Source organism: Nocardia rhizosphaerae (genome assembly GCF_042650365.1).
In the GTDB taxonomy this organism is placed as follows: domain Bacteria; phylum Actinomycetota; class Actinomycetes; order Mycobacteriales; family Mycobacteriaceae; genus Nocardia; species Nocardia rhizosphaerae.
This window is the reverse complement of the sequence record NZ_JBHSBA010000007.1, coordinates 231925-245685: the sequence shown is the minus strand read 5'-3', so window position 1 is coordinate 245685 and position 13761 is coordinate 231925. Positions and strand designations below refer to the sequence as shown.

8 protein-coding genes are annotated in these 13761 nt (G+C 72.0%); 3 read left to right on the top strand and 5 right to left on the bottom strand.

Annotated elements, in window-relative coordinates; translation table 11 throughout:
• Positions 1–5: 5 nt before the first annotated feature.
• The 4 genes from ACFOW8_RS15925 to ACFOW8_RS15910 form a co-directional block, all read right to left on the bottom strand.
• Complete coding sequence (locus ACFOW8_RS15925; RefSeq protein WP_378551402.1) at positions 6–1190, bottom strand: FUSC family protein; 1185 nt, start codon at positions 1188–1190, stop codon at positions 6–8.
• 222 nt (positions 1191–1412) lie between these two features.
• Entirely contained in the window at positions 1413–4841 is a 3429-nt protein-coding gene (locus ACFOW8_RS15920; protein ID WP_378551401.1) for a serine/threonine-protein kinase, read from the bottom strand.
• A 91-nt stretch (positions 4842–4932) separates the two neighbouring features.
• Entirely contained in the window at positions 4933–5622 is a 690-nt protein-coding gene (locus ACFOW8_RS15915) for a response regulator (RefSeq protein ID WP_378551400.1), read from the bottom strand.
• The gene (locus tag ACFOW8_RS15910) at positions 5619–6932 is read right to left on the bottom strand and encodes a sensor histidine kinase (protein WP_378551399.1); all 1314 of its coding nucleotides are present in this window, start codon (positions 6930–6932) and stop codon (positions 5619–5621) included. The genes ACFOW8_RS15915 and ACFOW8_RS15910 overlap by 4 nt, the downstream gene beginning before the upstream one ends.
• A gap of 157 nt (positions 6933–7089) precedes the next feature.
• Here ACFOW8_RS15910 and ACFOW8_RS15905 point away from each other — a divergent pair, with 157 nt between their 5' ends.
• The 3 genes from ACFOW8_RS15905 to ACFOW8_RS15895 are packed head-to-tail and all read left to right on the top strand — an operon-like array spanning position 7090 to position 10655.
• The gene (locus ACFOW8_RS15905) at positions 7090–7413 is read left to right on the top strand and encodes a hypothetical protein (RefSeq protein ID WP_378551398.1); all 324 of its coding nucleotides are present in this window, start codon (positions 7090–7092) and stop codon (positions 7411–7413) included.
• A gap of 60 nt (positions 7414–7473) precedes the next feature.
• Positions 7474–8166 carry an ABC transporter ATP-binding protein gene (locus ACFOW8_RS15900; protein WP_378551397.1) on the top strand — a complete coding sequence of 231 codons (693 nt, stop codon included), beginning with the start codon at positions 7474–7476 and terminating at the stop codon, positions 8164–8166.
• Entirely contained in the window at positions 8163–10655 is a 2493-nt protein-coding gene (locus ACFOW8_RS15895) for an FtsX-like permease family protein (protein WP_378551396.1), read from the top strand. The genes ACFOW8_RS15900 and ACFOW8_RS15895 overlap by 4 nt, the downstream gene beginning before the upstream one ends.
• 44 nt (positions 10656–10699) lie before the next feature.
• Here the strand turns inward: ACFOW8_RS15895 and ACFOW8_RS15890 are convergent, their stop codons facing one another.
• Entirely contained in the window at positions 10700–13711 is a 3012-nt protein-coding gene (locus tag ACFOW8_RS15890) for a protein kinase domain-containing protein (RefSeq protein WP_378551395.1), read from the bottom strand.
• Between the last annotated feature and the right edge of the window lie 50 nt (positions 13712–13761).

The following is a 13761-nucleotide window of genomic DNA, read 5'->3' as shown; positions in this document are numbered from 1 at the left end:
TCCGGTCAGTCGTCCTCGTCGTCGGCGGCCTTGTTTCGCGCCTTGACGATCTCGAGCGCCCGCTCGGCGGTCGCCTGGTCCGGGTAGGGCCCGAGCCGGTCGCCGTACCAGCACTGCTTGCCGAGTTCGGCCTTGTGATGCTTCATGCAGTAGTACCACTGTTCGTCATCAGCCATGCCGCCAGTATGCATCGGTTCGCATACCGGCGCCGCGAACCTCGGCGCCGATTCCCGGATCAGCAGCGCGGCAGCGATCCCGACCGCGACGCCGAGCACCGTGTCGAGCGCGCGCTCGGTGAGCATCACGACCGGCTCGGTCGGCGCGGCGAGTTCGGTCATGGACATGATCAGCGGCGTGAAGAAGCCCTGCGCGAGCGCGTAGTGGCGGGCCATGAACAGTTCGGTCGGATACAGCAGCGCGATGATCGCCACGGCCAGCACGGTCGGCTCCGGCCGTGGCAGCAGCAGCGGGGCGGTGACGGCGAGACCGAGGACGGTGCCGAGCACCCGGTGGATGCCGCGCGCGATGCGGTCGCGCGAGGTGGCGGCGGCCAGCGGCACCGCGGCACCGGTCATCGCCCAGTTGGCGTGGCCGACGCCGAGCAGCATCCCGATGCCGCCGGCGACCGAGATCGCCACCGCGTAGCGACCGGCCTGCACCAGCGACGCGTGACCGGTGCGGTGCGGCGCGATCGCCCTCGGCACGACGTCGGACCGGTCGCGGCGCGCCGTGCGCCGACAGTCGAAGTAGCCGACGAGCACGCATAGTGCCGCCGTGAGCGCGCAGATCGACAGTGCCCCCACCGGATCGGACCGGTTCGCGCCGACCAGCGCGACCGTGCCGAGGGCGAGGACACCGAAGAACGGCCCCTCCGGCCGCAGCCCGAGCCGGTCGGTGACCGGCGAGGCGAGCGCGGCGAACACCGCGACCGCGGCGACCAGGACGGCGGGCGGGGCGTGCAGCGCGACGAGCAGCAGGCCCGCGCCGGTCGCACCGACCAGCATGATCGCGGCCTGCAGCTGGTGGAACAGCCGCTGCCGCGGCGCCTCGGCGAAGCCGTACATACCGGTGAACGAGCCGAGTACCGCGTAGAGCAGCAGGTCGGGGCGGCCTGCCGCGATCAGCAGCAGACCGGGGATCGCGAGTCCGGCGAAGACTCTCGCGGCGGGCAGATGGTCGGTGCCGGACACCCGAATCGGCGGGCGTGCCCGGGTTCGGGTGAGCGGCAAGAGTCCTCCGGCGGGTCGATATGCCGGGTCATCGTCGCCGAGGCCAGCGGGTGCTGTCAAACGTCATATTCGCAGGTGAGAGCACCCTTTTAGGGTTCCACCGGCCGTGATAGGCAGAACCTGTCAAAGGTTCGGAAGTTGGTCTTGGACAGGACTGGTAGGTCTGGCCGACACTGGATCGGATCAGTACACGTAGACCACCGCGTTCTCGCCGCCGGTGCAGGTGACGAGGGCGCCGTCCGGGGTACAGGTCATGGTGTACGTGCGGCCGGTCACCGGGCTCGCCGCCACCACCGATCGCGGGCCGGAGCTTTCCCCACCCGCGGCGTAGGCGGCCCGGACCGCTTCGGCGAAACCGCAACTGGTGACGGTGGTGCCGATCGCGGCCTGGCTGAACATGCCACCGGTGGCGGCGGATTCGCAGGGTCGAGCGCTCGCGGGCAGGATCACCGGACCCGCGGTGGTGGTCGGCGCGGCGGTGGTCGGGCGTGGGGCCGTGGTCGGCGCGACGCCACCACCCGCCGGTGCCGAGGTGGGCGCGGCGGTGGTGGCCGGGGCTTCGTCGCCACCCGACATCAGGCGCCAGCCGATCGCACCGCCGATGGCGAGCACGACCACGGCGAGGACGCCGACCAGGATCGGCAGCAGAGACCGGTTGCGGCGCGGCTCCTGGTGCTGCCAGGCCGGATCCGCGTAGCCCGGCTCCGGGCCGTACGGGTCGGCACCGTAGGCCGGATCACGGTAGGCGTGATCGCCGTAGGCGTCGTTGGCGTCGTCGTACTGGGCGTAGGCCTCGTAGTGCGGTGCCGGATCCTCCGGTGGGGCGTGGTGCGCGGGGAACGGCGCGGCACCGCCGCGGTACTGCCGAGTCGCCTGTGCCCGTTGCGGATCCGGGTCGTCGCCGAACTGCCGGGTCGGCGCCGACCGATGCGCGTCGAAACCCGCCTGGTCGTACCGCTCGGTGGCGGGTGCGTTCGGACCGGCACCGTAGTGCTGGGTGGCGGCATAGCGCTGGGGGTCGTCGGCATTCGGGGGCAGATCGGTGTACTGCTCGGTGGGGCCCGCGAACTCACCTGCACCGAATGGTGCTGCCGGAGCGACGAATCCGTCGTCCGGGCCGGGCAAGCGCGCGGCACCCCCGGCCTCGCCGCCCGCCACGGGGAGACCATCGAACTTCCTGGTCGGCCCGGCGCGGCCGGGCAGGTCGCCGTGCCCGGCGCTACCGGCTCCGTCGACATCGCCCGCGGGAGAGGCGAAGCGCGCGTTCCGACCCGCCGCGAACGGGTCGCCGGGCGCGGGTTCCCGGTCATCAGGACCGAACGGCGGACGCGCCTCGAAATACTCTGTCGGGGCACCGAACCCGCCGGGATCAACCGGCGGTTCACCCGCGAACCGGGGGTTCGGGTTCGAACGACCGGTGTCGAGGTATTCGGTGGCGGGGCCGTGCGCGTCACCGGCATCGGCGAACACCGGACGCGGCGGGACCGACCCGTCGTCCGGGAACTCGTGCGGCGCGGCCGGTCCGAAGCGCGGGTTCGGGTTCGAACGGCCCGAGTCCGGGAATCCGGCCGGACTCTGCGGATCACCGCCATAGCGCTCGGTCGGCGCGGAACGCGGCGGCAGCTGGCCTGGCCCGCCATGAGCAGGCCGTGGCGGCAAGGGAACCGGACCCGAACCTGCCTCCGGTGTCCCCCCGACCAACGGGACCGGGCCGGACCCACCCGGCGAGTCCGGGCCATCCGCGCCGGGGCCGAAGCGGGGGGTCGGGTTCGAGCGGCCCGAGTCGACGTAGGCGGCCGGGCCGTGGTACCCGCCCGGACGGTGTTCGGTGGGTGCCGAACGCTGCTGGAGGGGCCCCGCCGGGGGCGGTGGGCCGAAGCCGGTCGGCGCGGGGAAGGGCGCGGAATGAGGTACCGGGGAGGAGGTTTCGCCCTGGGTCGCGTTGTCGTACAGGTGGGCGTCCGGGAACGGGCGCATCTTCGGCAGGCCCTGGTCGGGGGTGTACGCGGGCCGCGGCTGCGGCGCGGCGGGGGCGTCCGCCGGGGGAAGGGGCGTGAAATGGACGTCGTCGGGGCGGATCTCGGTGGGGCCGGTCGGCTGGATCACCGCGGGCACGGAGATCTCCCCCGTCCCCTCCGCCGGAACACGGGTGAAGCCGGCCGTCTCGGGGCCGGGGTTGGCGGGCGGCCGGATGATCAGGGTCGGCTGCGCACCGGTCGCCGCCGACTGGCTGCGCGAGGTCTCGATGCCGCCGGTCGCGGTCACCGCACCGACGACGCGGAACTCCCCGGTCGGTGTCGGCGCCGCGTCGTTGTCCTTCGCCGCGCCTGCACCGTCGACGTCCCGTCCACCACCGGCCACAACCCCACCCGCATTCCGTACACCCGACACAGCGCGCTCGCCTGCTTGCGCCGCGCCGGAATCACCACGCCCACCGCCGGAACCACCACGCCCGCCTGCGGACTGGCCACCGGGCACCGCACGACCGCCGACGGCACCGGGCAAACCACGCTCACCGGTGGAGCCGGGGCCTGCGAAGCCGGCCGCTCCCGCTGCCCCCGCTCCGCCGGCGACCGCACCTCCCGGCATCGACCTGCCACCCGCGGACCCCGGCAGGGCGCGCTCACCGGTCGGTGCCGGACCCGGGTAGCCGGTAACCGCGGCGGCCGACTCGCTGTGGGCACCCGCCATCCTGGGGTTCGGCCCGCCGGGGGTTCCCTGCGCTGGTCCGGGCACACCGAGCCCGGTCGCGGCGGCCTCCCGGCCCTGGCCCGGACCACCGGCCGGGCCACGCACCGCACCGGCGGGCGGCACCGCGCCATGGACGACCGCGGCCAGCGCGTCGCGCGCGGCGACCGCCAGCGCACCGGCGCTCGGATAGCGCTCGGCGGGGTCCTTGGCCATGCCGATCGCGATGACCTCGTCGAGACTCGGGGGGATCCCCGGTACCAGGGTGCTCGGGCGGGGCGGGGCCTCGGAGAGGTGGGCGCGGATCAGCACGCTCATGCTGGCGGCCGGGAACGGCGTCGCACCGGTGAGGCATTCGTGCAGCACACAGGCCAGCGAGTAGACGTCGGCGCGATGCGAGATCGGGCCGACATCGAACCGTTCGGGGGCCATGTAGATGTAGGAGCCCATCGCCATGCCGGCCTGGGTCACCGCGCTGTCGCCCTCGGTGTGCGCGATACCGAAGTCGGCCAGGTAGGCGAAGTCGGCGGGCGTCACCAGGATGTTGGCCGGTTTCACGTCGCGGTGAACCAGCCCGCCCGCGTGGGCGGCGTCCAGGGCCGCGGCGATCTGCTCGACCACGGCGACGGCCCGGTCGGGGTTCAGCGGCCCACCGGCGCGCAGTACGGTGCGCAGGTCGGTGCCGGGTACCAGGCGCATGTCGATGAACAGCACCCCGTCGATGACACCCCAGTCGTGGATCGGGATGACGTGCGGTTCGGCCAGTTTCGCCGCTGCCTGCGACTCGCGCCGGAACCGGACCTGGTAGGCGGGATCCTGGGCGAGCTCGGGCACCAGCAACTTCAGGGCGACCAGCCGGTCCTTGCCGGTGTCGTAGGCCTCGTAGACCTCGCCCATGCCGCCCTTGCCCAGCAACGACCGCAACTCGTACGGGCCGAATCTGCTCCCTGTCCGTGACCCAGGTGCCTCCACCAGCGTCCGCCTCCCACTTCTGGCAGGTCCGAAGACCTGCTCGTCAGAAGGAGGATTCTCCCGGTGCCACCACGCCGTGGTCAAACGCGAACACGATCGCCGCGGCCCGGTCGCGCAGGTCCAGCTTGCCGAATATATGCCCGACGTGGCTTTTCACGGTGACTTCCGAGATGCCGAGTTCGGCGGCGATCTCGCTGTTGACCCGGCCGCGGCCGATCAGTTCGAGTACTTCGTACTCGCGTGCGGTGAGTTCGCGCAGCCGCTGATCGCCGCGCGTTCCGGCTGGTCGGACCGTGCGATACGCGGTGAGTACCCGGCCCGTCACCGACGGGTCGAGCCAGGCTCCGCCCGCGGCGACCGTGCGCACCGCGCGGATGAGGTCCTCGGCGGGCGAGTCCTTGAGCAGGAACCCGGCGGCTCCGGCGCGCAGCGCGCCGGAGAGCAGCTGATCGTCGTCGAAGGTGGTGAGCACCAGCACCGGCGGCGCGTCGGACCGTGCGCGCAGCAACCGGGTCGCATCGATGCCGCCGACCCGTTTCATCCGCAGGTCCATCAGCACCACGTCCGGGCGTTCGGCGGCCACCGCGGCGACCACTTCGTCACCGTCGGCGCATTCGCAGACGACGAAGCCGTCGCGGCGGCGCAGGATCCGGCGCAGGCCGCCGCGGACGAGTTCCTGATCGTCGACGACGAGCACCGTCACCGGGTTGTCGATCGGCGCTGCGGCCGTCACATGTCCTCCTTGGGCTTGGGCTCCAGCAGTCCGGGCAGGATCGCGGTGATCGTCGCGCACCCGGTGGATTTGAGGGGAAAGCTCGCGCGCACGGTCCAGCCGTCGTCGGCCGCGCCCGCGCTGATCCGGCCGCCGAGCAGTTCGGTGCGTTTCCGCATGCCGCGCAGGCCCATACCCGCGTCGACGCGTGGCGGCGGGCCGACCGGCAGCGGGTTGCGCACCAGCAGGGTCGCCGCCCTGCCGGTGACCTCGAGGCGCACCGTCGCCGCGTTGCCCGGCGCGTGCTTGGCCACATTGGCCAGCGATTCCTGGCCGATCCGGTACAGCGCGTGCCCGACGGTGCCCTCGACGGCGGCGAGGTCGCCGGAACGGGCGTAGTCGACGGTGAGCCCGGCCCTGCGGAAGTCGCCGACGAGTTCGTCGATATCGCCCGCGCCCGGTTCGGGTGCCAGCACGGCAGGACTGGCGTCGAGCATGCCGACGGTGCGGCGGATGTCGGCCATCGCCTGTCGGCCGAGACGTTCGGCGTCGACCAGGGCGTCCACCGCCTCGGTGACATCGTCGTCGGTCTGCAGGGCGCGCCGCGCCGCGGTCAGGTGCAGCAGGGTGATCGAGAGCGAATGCGCGATCACGTCGTGCACCTCGCGCGCGATCCGGCGCCGTTCCTCGTCGGCGGCCTGCATGGCGCGGATGCTCTGGTTCTCCCGCTCCTGATACAGGAACCGGCGCTGATACTGCAGCATCACACCGCAGAAGGTGCCGAGCAGGATGCCGAGGGTGTACATCGGCAGCCCTTCCAGCCGCACCCCCGACTCGCCCCAGAGCAGATGCCCGGCGAGATCGAAGGCGACCAGCTCGGCGATGGCGAGCAGGCTGAAGCCGATGGTGATCCCGCGGGTGGCGATGGCCGCCACCTCCCCGGCGATGATCACCAGCACGAACGGCGCGAAATCGGCGGTCACCGGCTGCACGAGAAACAGCGCGCACGACACCATCCCGCATGCTTTCAGCAGCACCGGGTGGGGTTTGACCTTGAAGATCCCGTACAGCGGCAGCGGCAGGAACGCGGTCAGCATCGCCAGAATCGGCAGCACGGTCGGGAAGTAGGAGTGGCGCTGGATCACCGCGGCGACCGTCACCACCAGCAGCGCGATGTCGGCGGCCACGATGACGGCGGGCGGATAGTCGTAGGGCAGCGCCTCCATGCGAACCCGCGCGGCGTCGAGCAGCCGCCGCAGCATCGCTCGCGGCCGCGCCAGTGCCCCGCTGCGGCCGGTGCCCGCGCCGGGGATGGCGTTGACCACATCCATGTGTCCCAGGCTAGCCGCACGGTACGCGCCGAGTCATCGTCCCGGAATCGGTGCGACCCTCCTACCACGGTAGGAGGGCAAGTCGGGTCCCGGGCACGACGTTTCCGCTGCCGGTCGCCCGTAGCGTGAATCACATCGTTCACGGAAGGTGAAGCCCATGACCTGGACCGATCAGCACCGACGCACCGAGATCGTGCACACCGTCCTCGACCGGGCGGCGATCGACCCGCGTGACCCCGAGCTGTTCACCGCGCTACCCGGGCTGGACCGGCTCTTCGGCGGGGTCGACGGTCTCCTGAACGCCCTGGCCTACCGCTGGAGCAACCATCTGCGCGCCAAGCTGGAACAGGCTGAGATAGAAGGCCATACCGCGGTCGAGGCCTATCTGGAACTGGCCGCCGAACAGCCGGCGCTACGAGCGCTTCTCGACGCGCACGCCACGACCGGGCAGACTACCCGTGCCGGCGCCCTGGTGCGCTGAAATTTCCTATCCGATCGAAATCCCCTGGGGGCCAAAGACATGCCGGACAACGATTCGCCGATGCTGGAGCTGACGCGAGTGGTCAAGCAGTACCGCATCGGCGAGGAAAGAGTGCGCGCGCTCGACGAGGTGAGCATGCGCATCGAGGCGGGCCAGTTCACCTCGATCATCGGGCCGTCGGGCTCGGGCAAGAGCACCCTGCTGCATCTGCTCGGCGCGCTCGACTCCCCTGACGAGGGCTCGATTCGCTTCCGCGGCACCGAGATCGGCGACCTCGGCGAGGACGCCCAGGCCGCGTTCCGGCTGCAACAGGTCGGTTTCGTCTTCCAGTTCTTCAACCTGTTGCCCACCCTGTCGGCATGGGAGAACGTCGCGGTGCCGAAGTTGCTCGACGGCACCGGATTACGCAAGGCCAAGCCGCGGGCGCTGGAACTGCTGGAGCTGGTCGGACTCGGCGACCGCGCCAAGCACCGGCCCGCGGAGCTGTCCGGCGGACAGATGCAGCGGGTCGCGGTGGCCCGCGCGTTGATCATGGATCCGCCGCTGATCCTGGCCGACGAACCCACCGGCAATCTCGACTCCAAGACCGGCGCGGCGATTCTGGAACTGCTGGGTGAGATCACCGCACAGGGCAATTCGGTGGTGATGGTGACCCACGATATGGGTGCGGTCGACCACTGCGACCGAGTGATCACCCTGCAGGACGGGCGGATCGGCGCCGACGACATCGTGGCAGCGCGGGTGCGGGCATGATCGCCGCGGCGTGGGATCGGTTGCGGCTGTTCAATATCGGAGAACTGATCCGGCACCCCGGCCGCACCGTCATGTCGACGGCCGTGATGGCGGTGTCGGCGGCGCTGCTGGTGGCCGTGCTCAGCATCTCCGGTTCGGTCACCGGGTCGGTGGACCGGCTCACCAAGGGCCTGGCCGGGGTGGCCGAGCTGGAGATCACCGGGATCACCGATGCCGGCTTCGAACAATCGCTGCTGACCGAGATCGTCGCCACCCCCGGCGTGGCGACGGCGGTGCCGATGCTGCGCGCCGGCATCGGCACCGGCCCCGATCGAGCGCTGCTCATCGGCGCCGATCAGACCATCGCGAAACTCGGGGGCGATCTGGCCGCGCCGATGGACAAGCACACCCGCAAGCTGGTCAGCACCCCGCGCGGCGTGCTGGTCGGCGCGGCGATGGGCTACCGGGAAGGCGACAGCGTGCCCATCGGCTGGGGCACCGCCACCGTCGCCGGGGTACTCGACGACGAGGCGAGCAACCGGCTCAACGGCGGTCATCTGATCGCGGCGCCGCTACCGCTGGCCCAGCTGCTCACCGACCGGGTCGGCAAGCTCGATTCGGTGCAGATCCTGCCGACGCCGGGCACCGACGTCGGCGAGCTGCGCGCCGCGCTCACCACGGTGGTCGACGGGCGCGCGGTGGTCGCCGAACCGAGCCTGCGCACCGCCCAGGCGGGCGGGGCGATCCAGATCATGCGCTACTCCACGCTGATGTCGTCGGCGGCCGCGCTGATGGTGTCGGCGTTCCTGATCTACAACGCGATGAGCATGGCGGTCGCCCAGCGCAGGCCGACGCTGTCGCTGCTGCGCGCGATCGGCGGGAAACGCGGGCCGATGGTGCGTGATCTGCTGGTCGAGGCGGCGCTGCTCGGGCTCATCGGTGGTGCGATCGGGGCGGTGATCGGCGCCGCCATGGGCCGGTTCGCGATCGACCGGCTGCCCGCCGCGATCGTGCAGTCGGTGGAATCGCGCACCGAGTTCATGGTGCCCGATTACGCCGTGCCCGTGGCGATCGCGGCCTGCGTGCTCGCCACGGTGCTCGCGGCCGCGATCGCGGCGCGGCAGGTCTACAAGGTGGCGCCGGTGGAGGCGCTGGCACCGGTGGAGGCCACCGATTCGGGTGCGAACAGCCGGGTGCTGCGCTACGCGGCGCTGGCAGGCGGCCTCGGTTTGGTCGGGGTGGCGATCGCGCTCGCCTTCCTCGACCTCGGCAGGCTCTCGCTGGGCGCGATCTCCACCTCGTTCGCCGCCGCCGTACTGTTGTGCTTCGCCGCGACCGGGCCCATCGTGCGCGGCGCCGCCGGGATCGCCCGCTGGTTCGGGGCGTCCGGCGCGCTCGGCGCCACCACTCTCAAGCGGGCACCGCGGCGGGTGTGGGCGACGGCGATGACGGTGATGATCGGGGTCGCGGCCGTTGTCGCGCTCGGCGGGGCCTCGGCGAACATGGTCGACTCGGCCACCGAATCGTTCGAGAGCCTTGGCGATGCCGACCTGTATGTGAGCGCGAGCCCGGCCGAACAGTTCCCGACCGGGCCGGTGCTGCCGCCGGAGCTGCTCGACCAGGTGGCCGCGGTGCCGGGGGTCGCGTCGGTGCGGCCTGGGCAGATGGCGTTCGCGACGGCAGGTACCGGGCGGGTGATGCTGCAGGGCTATCCGGCGACCAGTGAGGAGGCCAGGCTCGGCGCGGTCGACCCGGCGGTGATCGAACGGATGAGCCGCGGCGAGGGTGTGGTCGTCACCCGCGATGTGGCCAGGTCGATGGACCTCTCGGCGGGCGCCGAGATCACCATGCCGACCCCGTCGGGGGAACGCAGAGTGCAGGTGCTGCAGGTGATTCCGTATTTCACCGCGGTGTCCGGCGTGGTGATGATGAACATCGATCAGATGCGCGAGTGGTATCAGCGACCCGGTGAGACCATCCTGTCGGTGCAGTACGCCCCCGACGCCGACCCGGCCACGGTCCGGGCCGCCGTGCGCGAGCTGGTGCCGCCCGAAATCCACGTCGACACCGGTGCCGACATGCTCGCCGCCATCTCGTCGAGCGTGCAGCAGGGCGCGGCCATGAGCGCCATGATCCTGTGGATCGTCGTCCTGGTGGCGACGGTGGCGCTGCTCAACACGCTGATGCTGTCGGTGCTGGAACGGCGCAGGGAACTCGGCGTGCTGCGGGCCATGGGCACCAACCGCAAGTTCCTGTTGCGGTCGGTGCTCGCCGAGGCCGCAGGCATCGGATTCATCGGTGCCGCCATCGGATTGGTGATCGGGGCGGCCGTGCAATATCTGGGCACGGTCGCGATCGGGCACGCCATGACGATCGACATCGTGTACCGGCCGAGTCCGCTGCTGCTGGTGTACGGCATCGTCGCGCTCGGCCTCGCCCTGCTCGGGTCGATCCCGCCCGCGCTGCGGGCCGCGCGGATGCCGATCGTGGCGGCGCTGGCGGTGGACTGAGGGTTCGGCCGCGGTGCCCGCCGGATCACGAGCACCGCGGCCGATCAGAGTCGCACGTCCGCCCACCAGGCGATCACGTCTTCCTGGGCGGACGGGCGCGGCGCGCCCCCCTCGCCGCTGCTGCCACGACGGCTCACCGCGAGCAGATAGTTCGCGCGCTCGGGGTCGCCGGGGAAACTGATCACCTGGTGCGCGGTGTGGATGCGGCTGCTCGACGGATCGGGAACCACCCAGCGGCGCAGGTCGAACGGGATGCCTTCCTTGTCTCCGGGATACCGGATATCGCTGGGCATCGCGTCCACCACCGACCGCACCTGGGCCGGGGTCGCGTACTCCAGGACGAGATAGCTCACCGCTCCTTGACCGTTCCCGGTCCGCTCGCACTGCCAACCCACCGTGATCGGATTCCATTGCAGTGCGGGCTCTTTCCACTCCAGCTCGCTCACCGACCGCACCGCGAAACAGTGCGCGCCGCGATATCCGGCGCCTTCGGCCGTCACCCCCTGCGGTACCAGGGTCGGGAACACTCTCCGGCCGGCCGCGAACGAACCATCCGCCGCCACGGTGGAGCTGGTGGTCGCCGCCCCGCTCGGCGCGGCCACCGCCGGTTTCGTCTCGTCGTCATCGGGCGCGACGACGACGATCAGCGCCACCAACAGCGCGACCAGCGCCATGACCAGGGCTGCCAGGATCAACCAGCCGAGGCGGTGCACGCCCGATATCCGCCGCGCGACCGGCCTGCGTCGACCGGGCCACCCGTGTCCCTGAGGTGGTCCTTGGACCGCGGCACCCTGGTGCCCGACGGACGGTGCCGGTGCGGCGGATCGCGCGTTGTCCTGCGCGTATCCGCCGTGGGGGCGGCCCGCGTCCGGGGCCTGGCCCGCACCAGGCGCCGCACTCCCCTCCGGCGGTCGATCGGCGGACTCGCCGGGTGGACGGGCAGCGGGCGGCGGCGGTGGCAGGTCGGTCCGCATCGCACCGAGGTGCGTGGCCGGAGGGCCCGGATCAGGCTCCACGCCAGGCGTACTGGTCCCCGGCTCCGGTCCGGTCGCGCCGCGCGAGCCGGTGTCCGGCACGAGACTCCCGTCCGACGGTCCGGTGCTCGAAGCGGAACCACCAGCCGGTGCGTCGGCACCGGGCGCCGGACTACCTGCCGACGCGTCAACAACCGACGCGGGCCCGTTCTCCGGCGAGCCGCTACCCGTCGCGGAACCGTGCCACGACGGGCTCAGCACCGCGTGCCCCAGCGCGAATGGCTTGTCGGCCGACGCGTCCATGGAATCGGCCGCCGTCTCCACCCCTGACCGTGGTGCGCCCGGTCCTGCTGCGCCACTGGTCGTCTCGCCGTCAGCGGAACTGGCGACGCTGTCACGCTCCACCTCCGCGGCGCTGACATCGAGCGGCCCACCGGGGACCACGCCAGCCATCGGCACATGCCCGGCCGTGCCTACGGAACGTCTACCGGCCTCCGCCGGACCGGGGGCAGTCACGGCGCCGGTACTGCTTCCCGTACTCCCGGCACCGCCTTGGTCTGCACCGGAACTCGCGAAATCGGTGGGCGGATTCCCCCCGGCAGATCCCGGTCCCGCGCTCGCCGGATCGTGGGTGGTGCCTGCATCAGCGATCGCCGCGACGTCGGTGGGCGCGTTCGCGTTGGCCAGTTCGAGCCGGGCGGACTCCGGCATCGGCACCACATCGGTCGCCGCCGCATCCGCCCCATCGGCTCCCGGCTGCCCCGCGGCCGCCGATCGCCACGCAGCGTCTTCGGCCATCCGCAGCTCGTCGCGCGCGGGTGGTGCCGGACGATCGGGCGACCTGCCGCTTTCCGGCGCGTGCGTCGGCGCGCCCGTCGGCTGGACACCCGACGCGGAATCCACGTGCGACTGATCGCCGAGTCGACCGGACGGCGAGTGGGCCGTAACTCCGGGTGGCGACGGAATCGGGGACTGCGGCACCGGGACCTGCTGCGCGGGCTGCGGCGCAACGGCAGGCTGCGCCGAGATCTGCTGCCCCGGCTGCGGCGGCGGAGCCTGCCAGCCGGGTGGCGACGCGGGGGATCCGGCCGGGGGCTGGGGCGGGGCGGGCGGGCGCCACTGCGGCGCGGGGACCTGCTGCCTCGGCGAGGCCGGATAGCCGGGGACCTGATGGGGCGGATACGGGGTCGGGGCGGGTTGGGGTGCGGGCGGGTAGTAGCCCGCGGCCCTCGGCAGCAGGGGTGGGGTGTTGGGAGTGAGGGCCTTGCGGGCGGCCTTGGCGAAGGCGGCGCAGGAGTCGTAGCGGGCCGCTGGATGTTTCGCCATGGCGGCGGCGAGGACGGCGTCCATGGCAGGGGGCAGGCCGGCACGGCGCAGGGACAGCGGCGGTGGGGGCAGGTGCAGGGTGCCGCGGATGATCTCGTTGGGGTCGGGCGAGTCGAACGGGGCGATGCCGGTGAACAGCCAGTACAGCGCGCACGCCAGCGAGTACTGGTCGGAGCGGTGGTCGAGTTCGGCACCGGTCATCTGTTCGGGCGAGGCGTAGGCCAGGGTCGCGGTGAACATGCCCTGCTGGGTGAGGTGGGTGGAGTCGGCGCGCAGGCGAGCGATCCCGAAGTCGGTGAGGAACACCCGCTCCCCCTGGCCGCCGCCGGACCTGGCGAGCAGGATATTGGCCGGCTTCACGTCCCGGTGCAGCACTCCCCTGCCGTGCGCGTAGTCCAGCGCGTCGGCCACCCCGTCGACGATCTGCACCGCCCGTTCCGGTGGCAGGGTCATCGGGTCGACGGTGGCGGCGTCGATGCCGTCGACGTACTGCATGCTGATCCACAGCTGCTCGCCCTCGGCGCCGCGGTCGAAGACGGTGACGATGGCGGGATGATCCAGCCCGGCCGCCAGATCGGCCTCCCGCTCGAATCGCGCGCGAATCCGCGCGTCGGCGAACAGATCCCGGTTGAGCAGCTTGAGCGCGGTCAGCCGGTCCAGCCGGGGATGGCGCGCCAGATACACGGTGCCCATCCCGCCCTGGCCGAGCATCCGCTCGACGGTGAACCCGGCGAACACCTCACCGATCTCGAGCACTGCGGCCCCCTTCCGGCCTCCGTGGCGGACCAGCATGGCACCCCGGAGCC